The organism is Paenibacillus sp. KS-LC4 (assembly GCF_036894955.1).
GTDB lineage: Bacteria > Bacillota > Bacilli > Paenibacillales > Paenibacillaceae > Pristimantibacillus.
This window is the reverse complement of sequence record NZ_CP145905.1, coordinates 3,328,817-3,350,153: the sequence shown is the minus strand read 5'-3', so window position 1 is coordinate 3,350,153 and position 21,337 is coordinate 3,328,817. Positions and strand designations below refer to the sequence as shown.

21 protein-coding genes are annotated in these 21,337 nt (G+C 47.9%); 16 read left to right on the top strand and 5 right to left on the bottom strand.

Translation table 11 applies throughout. The annotated features are described in order from the left end of the window. Nucleotides 1–33 precede the first annotated feature (33 nt). Nucleotides 34–1,236 carry a hypothetical protein gene (locus V5J77_RS14055; protein ID WP_338551473.1) on the top strand — a complete coding sequence of 401 codons (1,203 nt, stop codon included), beginning with the start codon at nucleotides 34–36 and terminating at the stop codon, nucleotides 1,234–1,236. A 12-nt stretch (nucleotides 1,237–1,248) separates the two neighbouring features. Then, on the top strand, nucleotides 1,249–3,585 hold the full coding sequence (locus V5J77_RS14050) for a DNA topoisomerase 3 (protein WP_338551472.1): 2,337 nt from the start codon (nucleotides 1,249–1,251) through the stop codon (nucleotides 3,583–3,585). Between the two features lie 195 nt (nucleotides 3,586–3,780). Here the strand turns inward: V5J77_RS14050 and V5J77_RS14045 are convergent, their stop codons facing one another. Together V5J77_RS14045 and V5J77_RS14040 are read right to left on the bottom strand one after the other, a co-directional pair. After that, nucleotides 3,781–4,515 carry an HAD family hydrolase gene (locus V5J77_RS14045; RefSeq protein WP_338551471.1) on the bottom strand — a complete coding sequence of 245 codons (735 nt, stop codon included), beginning with the start codon at nucleotides 4,513–4,515 and terminating at the stop codon, nucleotides 3,781–3,783. Between the two features lie 155 nt (nucleotides 4,516–4,670). After that, nucleotides 4,671–4,895: a hypothetical protein gene (locus V5J77_RS14040; protein WP_338551470.1), complete on the bottom strand. Its 225-nt coding sequence runs from the start codon at nucleotides 4,893–4,895 to the stop codon at nucleotides 4,671–4,673. A 283-nt stretch (nucleotides 4,896–5,178) separates the two neighbouring features. Here V5J77_RS14040 and V5J77_RS14035 point away from each other — a divergent pair, with 283 nt between their 5' ends. The 12 genes from V5J77_RS14035 to V5J77_RS13980 all read left to right on the top strand — a co-directional run bounded on the left by V5J77_RS14035 (nucleotide 5,179) and on the right by V5J77_RS13980 (nucleotide 16,933). Beyond that, nucleotides 5,179–5,904 carry an ATP-binding cassette domain-containing protein gene (locus tag V5J77_RS14035; RefSeq protein ID WP_338551469.1) on the top strand — a complete coding sequence of 242 codons (726 nt, stop codon included), beginning with the start codon at nucleotides 5,179–5,181 and terminating at the stop codon, nucleotides 5,902–5,904. Continuing rightward, nucleotides 5,901–6,416: a GNAT family N-acetyltransferase gene (locus tag V5J77_RS14030; protein WP_338551468.1), complete on the top strand. Its 516-nt coding sequence runs from the start codon at nucleotides 5,901–5,903 to the stop codon at nucleotides 6,414–6,416. Before V5J77_RS14035 ends, V5J77_RS14030 begins: the two co-directional genes overlap by 4 nt. Nucleotides 6,417–6,432: 16 nt before the next feature. Continuing rightward, complete coding sequence (locus V5J77_RS14025) at nucleotides 6,433–7,044, top strand: DUF3298 and DUF4163 domain-containing protein (RefSeq protein WP_338551467.1); 612 nt, start codon at nucleotides 6,433–6,435, stop codon at nucleotides 7,042–7,044. Nucleotides 7,045–7,077: 33 nt separating this feature from the next. Then, complete coding sequence (locus tag V5J77_RS14020) at nucleotides 7,078–7,671, top strand: response regulator (RefSeq protein WP_338551466.1); 594 nt, start codon at nucleotides 7,078–7,080, stop codon at nucleotides 7,669–7,671. Nucleotides 7,672–7,792: 121 nt separating this feature from the next. Next, complete coding sequence (locus V5J77_RS14015) at nucleotides 7,793–9,427, top strand: amino acid permease (protein WP_338551465.1); 1,635 nt, start codon at nucleotides 7,793–7,795, stop codon at nucleotides 9,425–9,427. Between the two features lie 376 nt (nucleotides 9,428–9,803). Further along, a complete protein-coding gene (locus tag V5J77_RS14010; protein WP_338551464.1) occupies nucleotides 9,804–10,826 on the top strand; it encodes a phosphotransferase in 1,023 nt (340 codons plus the stop codon). Between the two features lie 18 nt (nucleotides 10,827–10,844). Next, nucleotides 10,845–11,768: a polysaccharide deacetylase family protein gene (locus V5J77_RS14005; protein WP_338551463.1), complete on the top strand. Its 924-nt coding sequence runs from the start codon at nucleotides 10,845–10,847 to the stop codon at nucleotides 11,766–11,768. Nucleotides 11,769–11,804: 36 nt separating this feature from the next. Then, nucleotides 11,805–12,764: a MoxR family ATPase gene (locus V5J77_RS14000; RefSeq protein ID WP_338551462.1), complete on the top strand. Its 960-nt coding sequence runs from the start codon at nucleotides 11,805–11,807 to the stop codon at nucleotides 12,762–12,764. Between the two features lie 150 nt (nucleotides 12,765–12,914). Beyond that, entirely contained in the window at nucleotides 12,915–13,898 is a 984-nt protein-coding gene (locus tag V5J77_RS13995) for a DUF58 domain-containing protein (RefSeq protein WP_338551461.1), read from the top strand. After that, complete coding sequence (locus tag V5J77_RS13990) at nucleotides 13,895–15,280, top strand: DUF4129 domain-containing protein (protein WP_338551460.1); 1,386 nt, start codon at nucleotides 13,895–13,897, stop codon at nucleotides 15,278–15,280. Before V5J77_RS13995 ends, V5J77_RS13990 begins: the two co-directional genes overlap by 4 nt. Nucleotides 15,281–15,481: 201 nt before the next feature. Further along, nucleotides 15,482–15,805 (top strand): DUF2834 domain-containing protein, encoded by a 324-nt coding sequence (locus tag V5J77_RS13985; protein WP_338551459.1) that lies wholly within the window; start codon nucleotides 15,482–15,484, stop codon nucleotides 15,803–15,805. 153 nt (nucleotides 15,806–15,958) lie between these two features. Further along, complete coding sequence (locus tag V5J77_RS13980; protein WP_338551458.1) at nucleotides 15,959–16,933, top strand: serine hydrolase domain-containing protein; 975 nt, start codon at nucleotides 15,959–15,961, stop codon at nucleotides 16,931–16,933. Between the two features lie 110 nt (nucleotides 16,934–17,043). On the opposite strand, the gene V5J77_RS13975 is transcribed toward V5J77_RS13980, so the two are convergent. Continuing rightward, a complete protein-coding gene (locus V5J77_RS13975) occupies nucleotides 17,044–17,664 on the bottom strand; it encodes a hypothetical protein (RefSeq protein ID WP_338551457.1) in 621 nt (206 codons plus the stop codon). Between the two features lie 426 nt (nucleotides 17,665–18,090). Further along, the gene (locus tag V5J77_RS13970; RefSeq protein WP_338551456.1) at nucleotides 18,091–18,621 is read right to left on the bottom strand and encodes an NAD(P)H-dependent oxidoreductase; all 531 of its coding nucleotides are present in this window, start codon (nucleotides 18,619–18,621) and stop codon (nucleotides 18,091–18,093) included. 277 nt (nucleotides 18,622–18,898) lie between these two features. Here V5J77_RS13970 and V5J77_RS13965 point away from each other — a divergent pair, with 277 nt between their 5' ends. Continuing rightward, on the top strand, nucleotides 18,899–19,240 hold the full coding sequence (locus V5J77_RS13965; RefSeq protein WP_338551455.1) for a helix-turn-helix domain-containing protein: 342 nt from the start codon (nucleotides 18,899–18,901) through the stop codon (nucleotides 19,238–19,240). Between the two features lie 252 nt (nucleotides 19,241–19,492). On the opposite strand, the gene V5J77_RS13960 is transcribed toward V5J77_RS13965, so the two are convergent. Then, complete coding sequence (locus V5J77_RS13960) at nucleotides 19,493–19,963, bottom strand: hypothetical protein (protein ID WP_338551454.1); 471 nt, start codon at nucleotides 19,961–19,963, stop codon at nucleotides 19,493–19,495. A 440-nt stretch (nucleotides 19,964–20,403) separates the two neighbouring features. On the opposite strand from V5J77_RS13960, the gene V5J77_RS13955 reads away from it, so the two are divergent. Then, a complete protein-coding gene (locus V5J77_RS13955; RefSeq protein WP_338551453.1) occupies nucleotides 20,404–21,330 on the top strand; it encodes an NAD(P)/FAD-dependent oxidoreductase in 927 nt (308 codons plus the stop codon). Nucleotides 21,331–21,337 lie beyond the last annotated feature (7 nt).

The window sequence follows — 21,337 nt, the reverse complement described above, 5'->3', positions numbered from 1 at the left end:
TCAGTGTGAGATGACGTGAAGGAGCGATTCGTCATGCATGCTGAAGAAGCTTATGTGTTATCCCCGGCGGATGTCAGCAATATTCGAAATTATGTCCAGCATAAATATGGAGCGCTGCCGCAGGAAAAGAAAACCGAAATGATTGCCGATGCGGTAAATCGCATTATACATAAGCAGCTTCCGTCTTTTGACGAGTCGATTAAGCGTCAGGTGACGGCGCAGCTTATTCGTACTGCGGTGCTGGAGCAGAAGCGCCCCGTACGCGCAGATGATATTTTTGCAGCTTGTTTATTATTGCTTGACGAGCGAGAGCAGGATATGGAGCTGCCGATGCATCAATGGGTGGAGAAGCAACTGCAAAGCGTCGTTGAGATCGAGCGCTATCGTCAGGCGATGGACAAGCTGCGTAGTTCTATAGAGCAAACGGATACGAGCACGCTTTCTCTACCAAGTGGAAATTTTACGTTGAATGAGAGCTGGCTTCAGTTGAAAAATGATTTGCAGCCACAGGGCGTTGAGCTACTAGCTGAAGATCTGCTTACAGCGGGAGCGGACGGCTCCCCTGGCTTGGCTGACGTCATACCACTGCCCTTGCCGCTAGCACAACCTCAGAACGCGCCAGTCCCTCATAAACGGCGCAATCACGTTATTGTGTACGGCTTGCTCAGTATGCTGCTTGTGAGCGTTACGCTGCTGTATGGAGAGTCTCTGACGCGTACATTAAGAGGTGCGCAGCCGGAGCCTATAATCCTTGCTCCAATTGAACCTGTAGAGAGCGTAGCGCTTGATGGTTTGCCACAAGAGCTGCGTTATGTAGAAATTGACAAGAAGAGGCTGACGGAGTATTTGAAAGGTAAATCGTCCATACTTGCCAGGAAGCCTTATTTAGATGCAATTATTGCCCAGGCGAAAGCATTCGATATCCATCCGCTGCTGCTGTTTGCTATAACTGGACAGGAGCAGGCTTTTGTTCCTACTACGAACAAACAGGCGAAGGAAATTGCGAATAATCCATTCAATGTGTTTCACAGCTGGAAGGAATATAACACGACGATTAGCGATTCCGCTGAAATTGCGTCGCGCACAATTGTGAATTTAAGCAAGGGACGTCCAGATGGAATGGACCCCTTCACATGGATTAACCGAAAATATGCAGAAGACCCCAACTGGTCGAACGGCGTTCGGTCGATATTTGCTTCCATGAAGCAATATGTGGAGACAACTAGCAGGAAGTAAAGAGGCGATTTGTTGAAGACATTAATTATTGCGGAGAAACCGGATATGGGCAGGACGATTGCTGCCGTGCTTGAGCCAAAGGCAGCCAATCGCCGAACGTATTTGGAGGGCGACCGCTATATTATTACATGGGCGATTGGGCATTTAGTATCACTCGCGGAGCCTGACCAATACGATGCGCGCTACAAACGGTGGAATGATCAGGACTTGCCAATCATTCCACAGGTGTTCAAGCTGTGGCCGAATCCGCGCACGAAGGACCAGCTTAAGACGATTGGCGAGCTTGCCAAGCGATGCGGCAGACTGGTTAACGCTTGCGATGCCGGGCGCGAAGGGCAGCTTATTTTTCACCTAATCAGACAATATTTGAAGCTGGCGCAGCCTACGGACCGGCTATGGATATCAGATTTGACAGCGGAGACCATTCGCCGCGGCTTTGACACGCTGCGCAGTGATGACGAATATGAGCCGCTAACGAAAGCAGCCCGTGCCCGCAGTGAAGCCGATTGGCTGATCGGCATGAATGCTTCTCGCGCTTTTACCATTCGCCATAAAGCCTTGCTTTCTGTCGGCCGTGTACAAACGCCGGTTTTGGCGCTGCTGTATGATCGCCATAAAGAAATTACGGCGTTTCAATCGGAAACTTATTTTGTCGTTAAGGCAGCGTTTGACCAGTCTGGATTTGGCTACTCCGGCATTTGGCAGGGGGAGCGTCTGACCGATAAAGCAAAGGCGGAGGCGCTGGCTGCGAAGACAGCAAATAAACCTGCGAAAGTGGAAGATTACCAGGTAGCGGAAAGCAAGGAGTATCCCTTCAGACTTTATGACCTGACGCTGCTTCAGCGGGAAGCCAATGGCAAGCATGGCTATTCGGCCAAGAAGACACTGGATATTGCCCAAGCGCTTTACGAGAAGCATAAGGTTATTACGTATCCGCGGACCAACTCCAACTATGTAACCGAGGAGAACATTCCGGTCATGGGTAATGTATTAACGATGCTTGAGGGCACTAGCGGCTATGGCGAGCTTGCGAAGGGAGCGGACCGTTCTCGTGTTCACAAAGGAAACAAGGCGGTGTGCAATCCGTCGAAAGTCGAGGATCACCATGCCATTATGCCTACACCGAAGCGTGCTTCTGGCCTTAGCCAGGAGGAGCAAAACGTCTACGACATGATTGTCAGACGTTTTCTATCGCATTATTATCCGCCTGCGGTATACAAAAACCATACGGTGCTGACGCTTGTCGAAGGTGAAACCTTCCGCACGAAGGCGAAGGAACTGCTGGAGCCCGGCTGGAAAGTGGTGCTGCCCCAGCAGGATTCCACTGCTGCTAAGCCAGCTAAGCGAGGCAAAGGCAAGGATGATAAGGAAGCCGATGATGAGGAAATGGTGACCGATCAGCCCTTTAAGCTGGACCCGCATAGAGCGGTTCATTGCACTAGCGTTGAGGCACTGGAAAAAATGACTCAGCCGCCCAAGTCCTTTACAGAGGGCACGCTGCTCAAAGCTATGGAAGGTGCAGGAAAGTCCATGGAGGATGATGAGCTGCGGGAAGCGATGAAAGACACTGGTCTTGGCACACCTGCGACACGGGCAGCGACAATCGAGCGGCTGAAGCAAGTTGGCTATATCCAGCTGGCAGGAAAGAAGCTGGATATTACACCCAAGGGACTCGCAGCGATTGAGCTTATTCGGAATGCAGGCGTTGAGCTGCTCGCTTCGCCAGAAATGACGGGACGCTGGGAGCAGCGGCTGCACCAAATTTCCAAAGGCGAGGCTTCTGATGATCGTTTTATTGCACAGGTGAAGCAATTCGCAGCAGTCATTGTAGATAAGGTTCGTCAGCAGCGTCCTGCTGCGCCTGGAACGTTCGAGGATACCTCTTCGAAAGGGAAGAAGGCAGCGGGCTCAACGACAGGCGGAGGCCGTACTAGCAGCTCACGCTCGTCGGAGGGGAAAGCAGGCACGAAGTCAACTGCGGGGGCTAGCAAGAGCAGGAGCTACGCACGGTCAGCAGCAGGTAGCGAAGCGGCGAAGCCGCCCAAGCAAGCAACGGCTTCTGCGGCTTCAAGAGGGCCGCTAGCTGCCTGCCCGAGGCAGGGCTGCAAGGGCAGTATTATTGAAGGCAAGCGTGGTTATGGCTGCAGCAGCTTTCGCGAGGGCTGTTCTTTTGTTATTTGGAAGGAGCAGCAGGGGAAGAAGATTACGCTGCCGATGCTGCAAGCGCTGCTGGAGAAAGGGGCAACGAGCCAGCTCACCTTTAAGCGCTCTGATGGAAGCAGCTTGAAGGGCAGATTTGTATTGACCGACCGTGACCAAGGGACGCTCACGATTCGGCCTGCTGACTAGTTATCATACTTTCGTAACATAGTTGATTGAGCATTTTTCGATTTGATCAAGCGCTACCGAGCATCGCAGCAAAATAAGCCGCCGAACCAACAAATCTGCTGGTAGGGCGGCTTATTTCATCTGGGAACGGTATCTTTGCCTCTAGCTGAGGTGGCAGTTGTTCCCGCTCCTTGAGATTATTATGAAATTCTTTAACTAGCGATTAATATAGCAATAGATGGCTTCCGGCACTTCAACTAAATCATTCAAAGTGAAAAAGGCCCCCTTAGGCTCCACTTCAATATTGACAACATTATATTGCCATTCGGTATCCTTGCGCATATGAATGGCGTGGATGCCGGCAGTCAAGGCAGGCACAACATCCGTACGAATGGAGTTGCCAATCATCCATGTGTGAGCGCGATCCAGCGCGGTTTCTGCTAAAATATGCTCTAATGCCTCATTGGTTTTATGCTGGCGGATGTAGATACGGTCATTAAAATATTTGCTCAGATTGAGCTGATCGATTTTGCGGGTCTGAATCAACTGCTCACCACCCGTATAAAGATGCAGCTCATGCCCCTGATTCGCTAAAGAGTATAGCGTCTCCTCCATATTTGGATAGGGCTCAGTATCATGCTCGTATACGCTAAGTCCAAGCTTCCATAGAAAATCCTGCTCAACAGTAGAGCGCTTCCTACCTGTAACATCGGAGAAATAGACGTAGCTGTCAACGAAGGATTGGGGAAAATGCTCGCTCTTGAAACCAAGCACAGCAATTCCGGCGATATCAATTTCGGTTTGTTTATCCTTTACAGCGTTTGCGGTTACGTCTTCATATCCGGCAAACCAGGTCGTCATCGCATCAACAAATTGACTAATGACCAAATAGAAATATTTATTACAATGGATTAATGTATCGTCGAGGTCAAACATAATGTGTTGCTTCATAAAAAAGCACGGCTCCTTCGGCGCAAAATAGACGGTGTATGAAATTAATCTACAGTATCGGGAGCCTTACGTCAACGCAGCAAGCACGTTTTCACAACAGTAAGTTAGGAAAATTAAGGATAAACAGCCGGACAGCCGGATATTCCCATGAAAAATCAAGCATATTTAAGCTGCGACACCAGCAGCGTTGTCTTAATAAAAGCAATGCGGCGGCGAATATAGAAATCCAAGCTGTCGCCCCGCAAGTCATTCGGAGAGATCACCTCCTCGGAGCTGTTATCAATAATCGTCAACTCTCCGTTTGTATAAAACTTAAAAGTTAAATCCCGACGCGGCCAATTTTTCTCAACGTAACGAAAATTTTCGCAAGTGCTCTTCATGGTGATCCTGCCTCCCTTATTAGATGTTTGGAAAATAGTCAATAAGAACTCTTGTTCCTATCTTTATTATATCAAACATTTGTTCGTGTGGAAACTGTTTTTTGTTTCCCGTAAACTAGATTTATATAAAAAAGCATTTTGCATAAATCCCCTGAGCGACTTTCAATGGACAATATCGAGAGCGAGCCGGTTCTATCGGTCTAAATATTGCACCTAGGAGCGACCCGAATCGAATTATACAAAATGCTGAAAATATGATGCGTGAAACAAAGGGGCGCGGAAAATGATAAGAATTTCGAATTTGACGAAGGTAATTCCCGGAGGGCCGAAGGTGCTCGACGACATACATTTAGATGTGGAAGATGGAGAATTTATCGCCATTAAAGGAGCGAGCGGAAGCGGCAAGTCGATGCTGCTTAAATGCTTGGCGCTGCAAGAAAAATGGACGCGGGGAACTTACAAGCTGGATGGAACGGACGTACTAAAGCAAGGTCTTACAGGTAAATTTAAAGTTCGCCGTGAGGTGGCTTATTTGGAGGAAAAGCCTGTTTTGTATCCGAGCAAGACTGGACTCAAAAATGTGATAATCGGATCGGTGACCCAGACGCCGGCTTGGCGGCGATGGACCGGCATGGTGCGCAGCGACGATTATATGGGCGCCATGGACACGATAGAGAAGCTTGGCCTACTCGATAAAGCACATCTGAAGGCGGAGAAGATGAGCGGGGGGGAGCGCCAGCGCATCGCCGTTGCCCGTGCGCTTGTGCACGGCGCGAAAATTATTTTGGCGGACGAGCCGGTGTCCGGACTTGACCCGCACACGGCTGATCAGGTGCTAGCGGATTTAAAACGGCTTTGCACAGAGCAGCGCGTTACGGTTATTGCGGTGCTGCATCAGGGGGATTATGCGGAGCGTTTCGCGGACCGCATTATTGGGCTCAATAGTGGCAAGCTCGTCATCGACATTAGAGGCAGGCGCTTGACCGAACGGGAGAAAATGCTGTTATGAGCATCGTAGTGCTGAGATTGATTCAGCAGCATGAGCTTTTACAGGCGCTGGAGCTTGAGCTGCGCTGTTACCCACCTGAGGCCGCGGCGACTGAAGCGGGATTTCAGTACCGTTTTCAGGAGTATCCTTCTTATTTCTGGTCCGCCTGGTCAGAGGAGGGAGAGCTGCTCGGCATAGCCAACGGGATACGAACGGAGCAGGAAAGCTGCGGTGATGAGATGAAGGGAAGTCACCAAGGCGAATACGCGGGAGACAACTTTTGCATCCTGACGATTGCTGTAGCTCCGGCTTTCAGGCGCAGGGGAATTGCTGCAAAACTGCTGGACAAGCTGATCCAAGCATGCGAGAATGAAGGGCTGAAAGCGATTATACTAATGTGCGAGCCGCATCTTATTTCTTTTTATGAGCAGGCAAAATTTACATACGTAGGCAAGGCTTCCTCCACACATGGAGGAATTGAGTGGTATGAGATGAGGCGTAATCTGCATACAATGGAGCATTCTAGCGAATAGGCAGGTGTAGCCCGATATGGCGTTTCAATCTCCTGTAATCGTTCAGTCTGTCCGCAGTACGTCTCCAAAGGTCGAACTGTGGCTGCCTCAAATTAGCGGGGGATCCAACGAGGCAGCGGATAGTCAAATCAATGGGACCATTCACTCAGCAGCACAGCATCTCATAGCCGAGCAAGGTACGCTTGAAGACCCGCATGCGGAGATGCAAGGATATTTTGAGCTCAAAAACAATCAGAAGGATGTGCTCAGTCTGTCTTTGTTTAACTATGCATATACAGGAGGAGCGCATGGACTGACGCTGCAGCAGTCGCTTACCTTCAAGCTGACCACGGGACGCTCTTATGCGCTTGCTGAGCTGTTTAAGCCCGGCAGCAATTATGTCGTCAAGCTGTCTGCGCTGGTCAATGCTCAAATCAGGTCGCGAGATATCAGTACGCTGTCGCCGTTCAAAGCGATAAGGCCGGATCAGGACTTTTATATTGCGGATCGGACGCTGGTGCTTTATTTTGCCCTTTATGAGCTGACGCCTTACGCTTTTGGTTTTCCGTATTTCCCAATCTCCGTCTATGACATTGAGGATATGATTAATGAAAATGGCCCGCTCGGACCAATGGTCGTCAATTATTGATTTGTGCAACTTTGCAGCAGGAGAGAAAACAGCATGATGTATATTATTTTATTATGCGTTGTATTTGTCATGACGATCGCTTTCGTTGTTTATTTGCAGTATGTGAAAAAGGACAAGGGGCCGCGACTTTACGCGCCCCCCGTTCGGCGAGAGCCTTCAAGCTTGCAGCTTGGTCCAGTAAAAAAAAGCTTTCCTGGCAAGCAAGGCGACGGGCGCAGCCAGCCAACGCTCAAGGCCATGGCGGGCGGCGCGGATGCAGCAAAGATAGCTCAAGGGAAAAAGCTGCTTATTGTTGACGACCAGCCTCTCATTCGGCTCATGCTGTCAGAGCTGTTTCAGAAGGCGGGATTTACCGTTTATGAAGCTGCGGATGGCGTGAGGGCGCTTGAGCAATTCGAGCGTTACGGTGCGGACTGCATTTTGCTTGATTTTATGCTGCCTGATATGGACGGATTGGACGTGCTACGCGCGATTCGCAAAAGCGATGCGAGCGTTAAAGTATTGCTAATTACCGCCTACGGGGAGCCTGAAAAAATGGATGCTGCGGCTGAGCTGGGCATTACTGAGTGGATAGAAAAACCGTTTGACACCGACCAATTGTTGAATCGGGTGCTCGCGCTAGTATAGGGTACCTGCTTTTGCCTTATAGTTAATGTCATAAATAATTAATGTCATGATTTGTTTTGCTTGATTGCTGGCATGAGTCCTTCCGCCCTCACATATAATGCTTAATGATGGGGGTGGTGGGATGTTTGCGCTCGTAATCGGGCTGGCATTATTTTTCGCTGTATGTGCGGCTGCATTAGCTGGGGCTGTAAAGGCGCAGCAAAGTATCAAATCTTCAAGCCATCAAAGCATGACGGCTTATGCCACCTATATTCAAATGCAGCAGGATAAGCATGATTTGAATTTGTTTGGACTTGCCCAGCAGCTTAGACGCAAATTTGGAACGGCTGCTTCATTCGGACTATCCTTCAACACGATGGGTCTGTGCGCAGCAGCTTTGTTGTTTCTCGCGCCTGCCTTGCAGCAGGGGGGACCTGTTGTTGTCGGTATCGGCATTCCGCTTGCAGCATTGTTTGCCTTAATGGTAAGTGCGTCGCTTGCCGAGTTGTCATCTGCTATTCCGACCGCCGGTGGCGTCTATCACTGGTCCTCCGCATTAGGAGGACGTGTATGGGGCTGGCATGCGGGCTGGTTTCACATGGCTGGTTACATGGGGCTCTTGCTGCTGAGCAATCTGCTATCCGCCTTCTTGCTGGATAGCCTGCTTGCCGGCTGGCTCGGTTATGTGCCTTCCATATGGACGAAGGCGATTATTGCCTTGGCAATGGTGGTCATCCAGGCTGCTTTACACAGCCGAGGCGTCCGTCTGCTTGCTATTCTGCTGCGCACCGGACTGTGGCTGCAGCTTATCGCTGCAATTGCTGCAATCGGCATGCTAGTGGCGCTGTATTGGCCGGGCGCTTTTTCGCCAGAGCTATTATTTACGCTTCCTGCCTATAACGGAGAGGGGAAGGGGCAGTCCACCATGGGCATGATTGCGGGCTTTTTGCTTCTGCAAAAGCTCTTTCTCGGCATGGACAGCGCTGCTCAAGGAGCCGAGGAGACGTCCGATCCTCGCATTCGCGTGCCATGGGCGATCTATTTATCGACGGCCTACACGTTTATTATTGGCTTTGTGCTACTGGCTGTGCTGACTCTTGTATGGCCTGGCTTCTCATATGGAGGGATACCGACTGGCGGGGCCGTGTGGTTTGCGGGTAGTTTGCTGGATGCTGTAAGCCGATCCCCGCTGGCGATAGTGCTTCTAGTCATACTGCTCTATTCAAGCAGCAGCAGCGTCCTGATCGCTTGCTCGCGATTGCTGTACAGCCTCACGCGCGATAAGGCGCTGCCCTTCAGCAGACAGCTGTCTGGCGTTCATCCTGCAACGCAATCACCCAGGAAATGCGTCTGGCTCGCTGCGGTGGGGTTTTTCATTATCCTCGTGACATGCTGTTTGCTCATTCCAGAGCACTTGCTGACAGCTGTCGTTCCCAGCTTTACACTGATTTGCCTGTACACGGCGTATGCAATACCAATAGCGTTAGCGCTGCGCGCAGGCAAGAAGCACAAGCTGCTCATGGATGCGCCTTGGCATCTTGGAAGGTGGAGCGCTGTGGTGAATATAACGGCACTGGTCTGGCTGCTGCTTAGCGTCGTGCTGGCGGCAATCGTGCTTGGCAAGGAGGGTATCATGGGAGCGGGTGCAGTGCTGCTTGTGTCAGCATTGCTTGATTTGCGGTACCGAAGACGTCATTTAGAGACGATGCAAAGCCGCCTAAATAAAACTCACGGAGAAATTATTAGAATTGAGCGAAAATTCGAACTGACAGAATGAAGAGCCAGTATGGGAAATAGAGAGGTGGAAATGAGCTGTCTATTTCCCGGGGAAGCGCACAATCCAACATGTTTAAAATGATTTCGACAGCAGGCTAACGATTGCCTAATAAAGCTTAAAACCCGAGATAGCGTGTCTGCCCACAACAGCTGGAAGATGCAGAATCTGTGGAAACTAGATATGGCAAAATGAAGGCGTTCAGAAGTTATAATCCATTAACCAGCGGTTACAAAATGTGTCGAAGCTTGCATGTTACAGAACTCTTCATTAAGGAGAAATAGCGAATGTCATCGGCGGTTTTCCGTTTCTTTGCCAACTTCTGCTTCCAGCAAGTATAATAAAGGCAGCAACTGGTAGCTTAGGGGAGGAAAAACCATTGAGTCAGCATGATTTTTCAACGTTTTTAGATCAATATGAGCTAGGTGGGCCATGGGAAATAGCTGCCGGAGACAGCGGCATGAACAATACAACACGGATCGTGCAGGCGGGAAATAACCGCTATGTGCTGCGAATTTACAACAATCATCAGAATAAGTCGACTGTATTGCTGGAGCACGAGGTGTTATTGGGGCTGCTAGGGCAAAAAAATCGCCATTTTGACGTTCCGATGCCTGTAGCGAACCGTGCAGGGCACACCGTAACGAAGGCGAAGGGCGGCAAGCTGGCAACATTATGCCATTTCATTGAAGGCAAGCGGCCTTCCGTCGAAAATATTTCCCACATTAGGGGACTCGGAACCGCTGCGGCTGCCTTATGCAAAGGATTAAGCGCCATTAAGCCACAGGGAGAGCCTATTTATGATCCCTATTACAAGCTGGAGCAATCTTATGAAGCTATAGGCATTACAGCTTTGCGTGATATTGCCGGTGAAGCTGGGCTGCTGCCAGTGCTTGAGGAGCAAATCTCCTGTTTGCAGCAGGAACGAGCAAGCTTGCGCAGCGACCTGAAAAGCATAGCCAAGCTTCCCCATCAATGGATTCATGGCGATTTGAATTTCAGTAATTCCGTTGCACGCGGAGATGCTGTAGTCGGCTTGCTGGATTTTGAATTTTGTACCGTCGATGTGAGGGCTATGGAGCTCGCAGTCGTTATTGTGGATTTAATTGACTGGGCAGATGAAGGGCAACTGGAGCGTATCGCCTCGTTTTGTGAAGGGTTTGGCGCGGAATTGCGGTTGACGGAGGAGGAGGCTAACGCCATTCCGCTGCTGCTTAAGCTGCGGATGCTTGATGTGACGCTGCATTTTATGACACGCTGGCGAGAGCAGCTTGACGAAGCGGAAATATTGCACAAAATTGTAATCCAAGCGGCAAAAATTGTGAAATGGACAGGCAGCAATGAACTGCGTTTGAAAGCGCTATTTCGGGAGCTGCTTGCTGGTGTTGATCAACCACAATAATTTGGAGGAGTGGAGCTCATGAGTGTGGCAGCCGCATTAGGATACAGCAGCGATGAAAGACTGCTCATTGTTAATGCAGATGATTATGGCTTATGTGATTCAGTCAATAAAGCGGTGGAGCAGCTGTTGGAAGAGCGCGCAGTAAGCTCGGCAACAATTATGATGCCGTGCCCCGCAGCGCGGGAAGCAGCGAGGTGGAGCGCACAGCATCAGGAGCATGATGTTGGTGTTCATTTTACGTTTACAAGCGAGTGGGATAATTATCGCTGGGGGCCCGTAAGCAAGTCCGAGGATGTTCCCTCTTTGCTTGCAGAGGACGGATATTTCCCGAAAGATAGCCGCACATTCGAGCTGCAGGCCGACTCCGAGCAGGTAGAGCGAGAGCTGGTTGCCCAGATAGAGCTTGCGCTGCAATTAGGGATGAAGCCGAGCCATGCTGACAATCATATGGGGAGCTTGTATGGGCTTGAGACAGGCAAGCATTTTTTACCTATTGTATTCGACGTGTGCGCTAAATATGGCTTGCCTTTTCGCCTTCCGCGTCATTTGCCTGGTGATCGTGTACAAACAGCCTCTCCTGAGCTTGCTGAGCAGGCGAAGCAGCTCGGAATGCTGGCCGATTCCAAGGGCGTCATCATACCGGACTACTTAGTTGGCTTACCCTTCCAACTGCAGGCAGGGGAGACGTATGTGTCGTTCAAAGAGGCGATGAAGCAGCAGCTGCGCAGTCTTAAGCCGGGTTTGACAGAGCTTATTATTCATCCGTCGCTCGTAACCGATGAGCTGTTTTCCTTCCATGGCCAGCCTGAGAAACGGGGACTTGAGTTTCAGCTGTTCCGTGATCGCGAGATTGTGCAGGTGCTGCATGGCGAGGGCATCCGGCTCGTTCGCTGGTCGGAGCTGCAGCGGGTGCAGCGCGAGCGCTGTGGCTGGGGCCGATAGAACATTTTATTTTATAGTGAAAAGGGAGCTGCTAGTATGTCTTACCAATCCATTGCTGCATTATCTGAACAACTAAGAGGCAATATCGGCCGCGTCATCGTAGGGAAAGAACGTATAGCCGATTTATTGTTTATCGCATTAATTACCGGCGGTCATGTGCTGCTGGAGGATGTACCCGGAACGGGCAAGACGCTGCTGGCCAAATCGCTGGCGAAGTCGCTCAGTCTTACCTTTCGGCGCGTACAGTTTACGCCGGATTTAATGCCATCAGATTTGACGGGCATTCATTTTTACAATCAGAAGCAGGGCGATTTTGAGTTCCGGCCCGGCCCTTTGTTTACGAATATGCTGCTGGCTGATGAGATTAACCGCGCCACTCCGCGAACGCAATCCAGCCTGCTCGAATGTATGGAGGAGCGGCAAATTAGTCTCGAGGGAGAGACGATGCCGCTCTCAAAGCCGTTCATGGTTATGGCGACGCAAAATCCCGTCGAGCATCAAGGAACGTTTCCGCTGCCGGAAGCGCAGCTGGACCGTTTTTTATTCAAGCTTAAAATGGGCTATCCCACAACGGATGAAGCGCTGCAAATTTTGAAGCGCTTTAAAGAAGAAGACCCGCTGGAACTGCTTGCGCCTATTGCAGGGGCAGACGAAATTGCTGAAGCTCAGAAGCTTTATTCCTCCGTACGCGTATCGGACGATGTGCTGTTTTATATGTTGAAGCTAGTAGAGCAGACACGGAGCAGGGAAGAAGTGCAGACGGGCGTAAGCCCTCGCGGCAGCCAGGCGCTGCTGAGAGCCTCGCAGGTGCAGGCGATTTTGCGGGGAAGAGATTTTGTAACGCCGGATGATGTTAAAGCGATGGCGCAGCCCGTACTGGCCCATCGTCTCGCGCTTCGTGGACTGCAGCGTACACAAGGCAGCGCAGAGAAGATTATAGAAGATATTATTAGGCAAACCGAGGTTCCTGCCGAGGCAGGGCTTCTCGCTAAATAGGCTAGCAAATAGACGATGCTCGTCTTTTCTTTTATTATCGCTGCAATCATTATTGTTGTGCTTCAGGCTAAAATTTTTCGCAGATTTGCGCTGCGGAGCATTAGCTACTCAAGGCGGTTTAGTCAATCAACCTGTTATAGGGGTGATCGTATGGAATTAGTGGAGCAATTGTCAAATGGCAAATGGCTGCCCGTTCCGTGGCTTCGCGTCGAATCTCAATTATCCTCTCAGCTCATCTTCCGCTCGCAGGACAATCTTGCGGTGAGCAGCGGTGAGCATTACCAAAATCATAAAAGCTTTTTCAGTCTTATGCCTTATACAAAAATTACTCGTACGCATTCGTTCGTCAGCGCTAGACGCGGAGTGTACAAGCTTCGCTCGGTGGCTCTCACTGGCGGCGATTTGCTTGGCATTCAGCATAATATGAAGCAAATGATGATTGAGGGCGAGCTGCTTGTGTATCCGCTCCCCGCTCAGGTGCCAATTGATGAGCTGCCCTCTCACAGCTGGCAGGGGGAAATGTCGGTAAAGCGTTGGATTGTGGAGGATCCTTTCGTCGTCGCAGGAGCAAGAGATTATCGGCCCAACGATTCTTTCAAGTCGGTCAATTGGAAGGCGACTGCTCGGGCAGGTAAGCTGCAAGTGCATCAATATGATTATACAGCTGACCGGAGGCTGATGATTTATTTAAATGTAGAGGATCATGAGGGCATGTGGCGTACGATTACGGATGAAGCATTAATCGAACGGGGTATTGAATGGGCAGCAGGAGCAGCAGAGGTCATGACGGCCAGCGGAATGGAAGTCGGCTTTGCCGCTAACATGCCGCAGCAAGGCGAGCTTGAAAGCGCCATGCTGCTGCCGCGCAGCGGCCATGACCAGTGGCTGACGATACTGGAGCTGCTCGCCAAGCTGACGCTGACCCGGACGGAGCTGTTCAGCGATTTGCTGCAAAGGGAGAGCAAGCGCGGTGTGAGCGGCTGCGATGTGCTCATTATTTCTGCATATTGGAATGAAACGCTGGAGCTTGCTGCTCAGGAGCTGAGGTTTGGCGGCAACTCCGTTACGATTTGGCTATTAGCAGGGCAGACTAGCAAACATAGCGAGCAGTTGCAGGCAGGTGGAGCCATATGAATAGAATGCCTAGTGTAAAATTCGCTGGAACAACTATGGGAAAAGGCGCGCTGGAGCTGTTATTTTGGCTGCCCTTCGTACTGCCTTTCGGTGCTTATGCACTCTCAGGCGTCCCGCTTGTCGTTTGGCTGCTCAGCTTGCCGTTATGCTTTGGCGCTAGCTCGCTGCTGCTTGCCAGATCAGAGAAGCTCATCAATAGCAATCGGGCAACTAGACTTTGCCTTGCCTTGCTGATTGGCATTTTGCTTTCTGATGGCTTGCTTGCTGCAAGCGGGGCAGTGGTCTCAGCACCAGACGCAGGTCGGGAAGCTTGGTGGCCCGCGCTTGCTGTTTTTGGCAGCATCGCAGCTTACCGTGGAATGAATGAACGGCTGCACAGCTGGCCGATTACGTTTACTGGCAGCACGATGATGATAGGCATTTTCGGTTATTTAGCGCTGCAATTGGCTCAATTTTGGCTCATTCCGCTTCAGCAATACACAATTTTGATGTCAGCTGGCGGAATCATAGCGTTGATTGTTTATTTTTTTATGATAAATGAGCGCCTTATGCAGCGCGAGACGAATCTGACGGGGCAGCATCGTCCAATCTCAGCCTCTATAGAAGCCTTTAAGCGTCAAAATAGATGGATGCTTGCCTTGCTGCTGCTGCCTGTCATTGCTATTGGCTTCATCAGGCAAATTACTCAGGGAATAGAATGGGCAGTGCGTTCTCTCGTTGGGCTGCTTCTATCACTAATAACAGGAAACGAAGCAGAGAGGCCTGCCTCACAGCCGCCCGAAGCATCGCCGCCGAACGCTTTTCCGCCAGTGGAGCACAAAGATCCTGCCCCTTGGCTCGTTTGGATAGAAAACCTATTGAAAGTCGTCATAATAATCATCGTAATTGCTGCAATAGGACTGACCCTATATTGGCTGCTGCGAGCCGTGTATCGACTCTCGAAAAAATTTCTCGCCAAGATGGCAGAGCGCTCTGCTGAAAGGCTGGGAGCTGAACAGGGCTACACCGATGAGGTTGAAAGCTTAATGACCTTAAATAAATGGCAGGATGGCTGGCGGCTGCGAAGAAAAAACAAAAGGGGAGAGCCTGCTGTAAAGTGGGAGGAGCTCATAGGAACAAGGGAGCGTATCCGCTATTTATACAGCCGCTGGGTGAAGCGCAGCATAAGCAAGGGCTATGTGTATCAGGCTCATTTGACGCCAAGGGAGACGGCAGAGGAGCTGGTCAAATGGCGGGCCGCTGCAAAAACAGCGGATAGCTATAGCGAAGCAGAACAAAAGCAGCTAATCAAGCTGTATGAGGAGGCGCGCTATAAGGAGGAGGAGCCGCAGGAAGAAGCGGTAAACGCCTTGTATGCGCGGCAGCAGAAACACGGTAAATAGCTCACAAGAAAGCCTGGTCGGAGAAGGGTTCGTTCAGGCTGCTTTGAATGGGTGTTCAAGGAATTGATATACACTCGTAGTTGGAGATTTTGCGGTTGTTTCGTGTAAAACTTCATGCGCTAAAAGACGGCGGACGTAAGAAATTTACCATTGCGATCAGCGGACAGCAAGGCATACTTTTTAGGAATCGGAGGATTATAAATGAAGTACTTTTATGGAATATTATCTTTTTTGGGACTCGTCTTGCCCTATTCGCAATTCATCCCTTGGGTCATGCTCAACGGCTTCGATTTGTCTCTACTATTTGAAGCCATAACCAATACGCGTATTGGAGCTTTTGCATGGATGGATGTTTTAGTTACCGCGATCGTGCTTATAGGATTCATTCTGTTAGAAGGCACCAGAAAGAAAATGAAATATGTATGGCTGCCGATTGTAGGTACGCTTCTGGTAGGTCCTTCACTTGGTCTTCCCTTGTTTTTGTTACTTCGACAATTACACATGGAGAAAAACATTTTAAAATAACATAAACTTCAGGCGCTGTCCTGATTTACTACTCCCGTTTCTCGCTCGATTAGACCGCCAGCGTGAATGTTTTGATTTTGAGGTGGAAAATGATTTCGAATATTTGTTTGGAAATTCTATTAACGGAAGGGAGAGACCACGTGTTTAATTAGATTGCATAACGCATTCAGTGAGCTTAATCATTTTGTTGAGGGTATTAGGAATCAAATTTCTGCATCAGCTTCATCGGTTTTAGTTATGCAAAATAATCAAATAGTAAATGAGTTTTATTCTGGCAATCATAATCAATCTCCTAACAGTCGATTGATTGATGAAAAGTCTCAATTCAATGTGGCATCAATTCGCAAAACATATCTTGGGCTTACCATTAGCCTTGCGCTCTATGAAGGAAAAATAAGAAGTATTAATGATTATGTAATTGATTATTTAGACGATCTGAACGAAAACGTATTAGGTGATACAACAATACAGCATCTCTTGACACACACTCATGGTTTACAAGATCAAAACGTAAGACTATTTCCGTCAGGGACAGACTGGAAATACAATAACACTGGCGTTAATTTGCTTATTAGAATCGTACAAAAGGTATTTGACCAACCTCTTGCACAAGTGTTGAGGGAGCGATTGTTTGTACCATATGGATTTATGAATACCGACTGGCGAAAAGAGAAAAATGATAAATTGGTGTGGGTTGATGAAAGTTACATGTGCGATCAAGGCAGTGAGGCAAATTTATTTGTAAGTACACGAGATTTAGCTAATTGGGGAAGCTTACATCTTAATAAGGGAAAGCATATGGGACAACAAATAATACCTCGTGTGGTTTTTGAACAAGCTGTTTCAATCGTCACTCCTAGTCAGTTCGACGAAACGTTACCCCGAAATGGGTTCTTTTGGTGGGTGAAAGACAAAAGCCGTCCTTTATCTGAGATAGGAAATGATCTTCCAGAGGGTTCATATCAATCACTTGGTCTTTATGGGAATGCTGTATTAGTTATTCCTGAGTACAACGTAGTAGCAGTCAGAATGTTAAACCAACTTGAAGCTAATCCACCCGAATATAATTATATCAATGACATTCAAGAATTCGGGAATATGGTATTAAAATGTATTTTGTCACAATAGCTTTGACGTTTAGGAAGTTCTGTTTAAAAGCTCTCTTCTTTGACTGAAGTGTAAGGTTGCTTGGATAAATAAAGTTAAGAGCCGCGCATTATGCGGCTCTTAACTTTATTTTATCGACCAGTCGTGTTCGAAGCCCAGACAGGAATCCAACTATTGGGATAATTGATAGTTGTCAGGGTTGAGTTATAGAGAACTAAATTCCCATCATTTTGCATGATTAGCGTGTCACCAGTTGTGTTAGTTGGCAGACCTCTTCCGTTCTTGGAAATCCAAGAGGCGGTATCAGTAAACCAAGCGTCTTGAAGTTTAGTAGTGTCAGTTATCCAAACCGTATCATATCCCCACCCATAGTAATATTCGTATTTACCTGTGGCAGGGTTGAATCCATAATGATAACCATATTGGTATACAGTAGTAGGTCTTGATAAATACTTGTACATGACCAGTTTCCCAGTTGGTTCAAATTTAAACGAAATGGCCCCACTATTATTCGTACGGCTGCTCCAAAGAGCCGAACCATTCTGATAGACGACAAAATTCCCATCATTTTGCCAAATAGCTGTAAACCTACCATTCTGCGAGGTGAGATAATCGCCCTTTGCAAAGCTGCTACCAATAGTAATCCTATCTCCAAGATTGCCTGCGGAAGCCGTCGCTGGTAAGGCCAATATCAAAATCAATAAGCAAGGTATCATAATACGAAAAAATCGGGAAAAAAGCGGTTTATTCATTTGACACACTCCTAGTCCTTATAATGGTTAATGCTAAAGGCATAGAACTACAAACCGTTACAATTAGTGCATGTTTCTGTACAGCATTCAGTTAAGGTTGGCAAAGGAGAAATTAACCCGCCCTAACTTGGTATGAAGTTGGAATAAGTATTAAACTTTTCTCAGGCTCACCTCCTATGTTAGACAAGATAGCCAATTCACATCATCAGATGATTCACTAAACTTTATTTACCATTATATCAACTTAAAATTAAAATATCCATAATTTTCTACTAGAGGTATTTTAACAAAATCTAGCCGTATGCCACGCTCTCCTTGTCGAAAAGTCAAATGAAGATTTTGCGATGCCCGACGGTTCCTTTGTAGGAGCGATACTTTTTCTTGTAGTCTTCTTCGGCAAAAGACAGTCTGCTATAGGTTACTCTTTTATTGCGCTAGCGTCGTCTGAGAATTTCGGACAAACTCTGCATATCGCTTTGCTTCGTCCTTAAGGGCATCAGCAGATGAGTTGTAGCATACAAAGGCCGGCAGGAATGTACCATTACACCGGGCAATGGTACTCTGAATGGGCCGAATATATTCGCTTATGGTGAACCAGTTACGGCCGCCTGCACGATATTCGTTTTCCGAGCCGCCTGTTGTCGTTGCAATCATAAATTCTTTGCCCTTCAAATTCTCGCCCTCTGGTCCGAACGCCCAACCGAATGTCAATACATCGTCAAACCACTTTTTTAAAAGCGGTGGGCAGCTGTACCAATAAAATGGAAATTGAAAAACAATTCGGTCATGTTCGATCAACAATTGATGCTCTCGCTCGACATTGATGCTCCAATTCGAATACTCTTGATACAGATCGCGAATGTGAGTATCAGGCTGTTTTCTCAATTCGCTCAGCAGCGCCTGGTTTTTCTCGGAATCGTTCAGATTCGGATGTGCCACAATTACCATTATTTTCATAACCATTCTCCCTTATAGATAATTTGGTTTTCTGCTCTGGCTAAGGTTCTGCCCATTCACAGCCCTAATTATCCGGGCTTTTAGAAATTAAACAAGTACGATTTTTGTTTGTACTTAGTCCTGTAAACCAGACTATAGTTGGCACAGAGCCACCTCGGAATAGTCCGTTAAAACGTACTAAGTACGTGAATAAAGAGTACTGTTTGGAACGAAGATATTTTGATACTATTGTGTTGATGGTGTGTGGTTATCTTACAATGGTCGGGAGTTGAACCTATTGCGGCTAGAAGTCCAAGATGAAAAGACGAGGGATGGTATACTAGCAACATTGGCTGTTATTGGAGGGAAATGGAAGCCTCTGATTCTTTTTATATTGCTGCATGAGGGGACCAAGCGATTCGGTGAACTGAGGCGAATGCTTCCGGTAATTACGCAGGGTATGCTTACTAATCAACTGCGGGAGCTCGAACGGGATGGGCTTGTCGAACGTCGTGTATATCAGGAGATTCCTCCTAAAGTTGAATACAAATTAACCGTTCATGGACAGACGCTGAAGCCGGTGTTGACGGATATGTGCAGTTGGGGATTTAAGCATCTTGACTTTAAGAAAGACTCTTAATGAAGCCTGATCTATTCAAGCTCAGCAAGGGCCTACCCATATACATAGCTGTTTCGGCTTTATCTGGTTATGTATTGGCAAGGATGGAGTACGCATCATTTATGTAAAGGCTTACATGAATGATGTGCGCCCCATCTTTACAGGAAGGAATGCGATACTGAAGAGTTTCCATGGATGTTGATAACGTTCCGACTAGCTAGAAGAATTGCAACAAGAAGTCAGGGGAGGGTGGGACTTCTTTGATGTAAAATTTTAGTAGTCTAGCCGATCTGTAATATATCCGGATACATGCCATGTATTTGTGCTGTTATAAAATTTAAAATAATTTCCAACCGGCTGGCTTAAACCGTATACACTGCCGGGAATTCCCGATGCGACCTTCACATTATTTTTGTAAATATCGAATTTGCCATTGATCTGATCAACGGTAGTCGATCCAAGACTAATTAGACGGAATTCAAAACGGTCGGTTCCAACTATCGAGATTGCATTAAAAAATGCCTGATTTCCTGAGGCTAGCGGGGCTTCTGTCCAACTTGCTATCGCATTGCCGCTTGTCGAGGTCAGCCAATTGCCTGTCGTTCCATCCAATACATACAACGGTTTTTGAGAAAAAATACCGTGGACATATGTGGATGGTGCTGCCGAACTGGTTAAACTAAAACCCATTACAAAAACGGAAAATAATAGAACAATAGAAGTGATTAGCCTTTTTTTCATCATTCCACTCCTTTAATTCGATAATTGCCTCCCCACAAATGGATCATATGATAAGAAACCCAAGATATACATAAATATGAAAAAAGGGTGATGTACCGTCGTTTTACTTGCGACCAGAAAGCTGTTCTTTTGCTAAGAGCGGGTAGGCGATAATTGGACAAGCAGTACTTTGAGCAGATCTATTCGGCTTTTGAAGATGGAAACCTCTATGCACATAAGCAAAATAAAGCTTGAATTGAAGACTCTACTTGTCTATAATCAAATTTGCAGCAATATAATAGATATCGCATATCTTTAATGGATGATTATGTAGAGGTATTGTAACAAAACGGTGTAATATTTTTCTAATCTCTAAATTTTCGTAGCGTTTTAGAAAACGATATGCTGTTGGATGTTATTTATTTTTCAATTAAAGATATTAAAACTCTTGGAAGGTGGTTAATATGAAGCAATTGATGGATGTTGCGATTATTGGTGGAGGCCCAGCAGGAATGAGTGCGGCACTTGTATTAGGCAGAGCGAGGAAAAGTGTTATCGTCATTGATGAAGAACGTCCGCGCAATCGGGTGACCCAGGAGTCGCATGGTTTCCTGACAAGAGACGGCATTAAGCCTGCTGAGTTACGTCATATCGCACGCGAGCAGATCAGTGTCTACCCATCTGTTCAGTTTGAAAATGATTCAGCCGTTGCGATAACGGGAGTCGATGGGGCATTTACGATTACGACCACAAAAGGAGCAGCCTTCGGAGCCAAAAAGCTGCTTTTTGCCGTAGGGATGAAGGATCTTCCGCTTGATATTAAAGGCTTAACTGATGTATATGGAAAGAGCGCATTTGTTTGTCCGTATTGTGATGGCTGGGAAATGAGGGATAGGAGGCTGGTTATCATATCCAAAGGGGCTCATGCGCTGCACTTCGCCAAAATAATAGCAGGCTGGACAAGCCAATATACGATCTGCACGGATGGTCCAGACGAAATGACCGCTGAGCAGCGCGAGGAATTGCAGCAGCATGATGTGCCCATATTTGACTCCAAAATTCAGCGAATTGAATCGGCTAACGGCATCGTTAAGCAAGTTGTGCTGGAGGATGGTGCGATCATTGCTTGCGAAGGGATTTTCTTCTTGCCGAAGCTAGCGATTGGATCGGAGCTTCCGCAGATTATGGGCTGTGAAATGACGGAAGCGGGGGCTGTTGTTGTAGATGAGTTTGGCAAAACGAATGTGCCAGGCATCTATAGTGCGGGAGATGCTGCCTCCCAAAAGTATCAGGTCGTTGCGGCAGCTTCAATGGGATCAATGGTTGCTGTAAGCATTAATAGTGAATTATTAGGGGAAGCATGGAGTGAGCACAGAGCTAACCTCTCATGACAGATTG

Excerpts from the sequence above, each read along its gene's own strand:
- V5J77_RS14045 (WP_338551471.1), bottom strand. The coding sequence starts at position 4,515 with ATGAAGCAACACATTATGTTTGACCTCGACGATACATTAATCCATTGT.
- V5J77_RS14030 (WP_338551468.1), top strand. The coding sequence starts at position 5,901 with ATGAGCATCGTAGTGCTGAGATTGATTCAGCAGCATGAGCTTTTACAG.
- V5J77_RS14025 (WP_338551467.1), top strand. The coding sequence starts at position 6,433 with ATGGCGTTTCAATCTCCTGTAATCGTTCAGTCTGTCCGCAGTACGTCT.
- V5J77_RS13955 (WP_338551453.1), top strand. The coding sequence starts at position 20,404 with ATGAAGCAATTGATGGATGTTGCGATTATTGGTGGAGGCCCAGCAGGA.
- V5J77_RS14000 (WP_338551462.1), top strand. The coding sequence starts at position 11,805 with ATGTCTTACCAATCCATTGCTGCATTATCTGAACAACTAAGAGGCAAT.
- V5J77_RS14015 (WP_338551465.1), top strand. The coding sequence starts at position 7,793 with ATGTTTGCGCTCGTAATCGGGCTGGCATTATTTTTCGCTGTATGTGCG.
- V5J77_RS14020 (WP_338551466.1), top strand. The coding sequence starts at position 7,078 with ATGATGTATATTATTTTATTATGCGTTGTATTTGTCATGACGATCGCT.
- V5J77_RS13960 (WP_338551454.1), bottom strand. The coding sequence starts at position 19,963 with ATGATGAAAAAAAGGCTAATCACTTCTATTGTTCTATTATTTTCCGTT.
- V5J77_RS13975 (WP_338551457.1), bottom strand. The coding sequence starts at position 17,664 with ATGAATAAACCGCTTTTTTCCCGATTTTTTCGTATTATGATACCTTGC.
- V5J77_RS13985 (WP_338551459.1), top strand. The coding sequence starts at position 15,482 with ATGAAGTACTTTTATGGAATATTATCTTTTTTGGGACTCGTCTTGCCC.
- V5J77_RS14055 (WP_338551473.1), top strand. The coding sequence starts at position 34 with ATGCATGCTGAAGAAGCTTATGTGTTATCCCCGGCGGATGTCAGCAAT.
- V5J77_RS13970 (WP_338551456.1), bottom strand. The coding sequence starts at position 18,621 with ATGAAAATAATGGTAATTGTGGCACATCCGAATCTGAACGATTCCGAG.
- V5J77_RS13995 (WP_338551461.1), top strand. The coding sequence starts at position 12,915 with ATGGAATTAGTGGAGCAATTGTCAAATGGCAAATGGCTGCCCGTTCCG.
- V5J77_RS14035 (WP_338551469.1), top strand. The coding sequence starts at position 5,179 with ATGATAAGAATTTCGAATTTGACGAAGGTAATTCCCGGAGGGCCGAAG.
- V5J77_RS13990 (WP_338551460.1), top strand. The coding sequence starts at position 13,895 with ATGAATAGAATGCCTAGTGTAAAATTCGCTGGAACAACTATGGGAAAA.
- V5J77_RS14005 (WP_338551463.1), top strand. The coding sequence starts at position 10,845 with ATGAGTGTGGCAGCCGCATTAGGATACAGCAGCGATGAAAGACTGCTC.
- V5J77_RS14040 (WP_338551470.1), bottom strand. The coding sequence starts at position 4,895 with ATGAAGAGCACTTGCGAAAATTTTCGTTACGTTGAGAAAAATTGGCCG.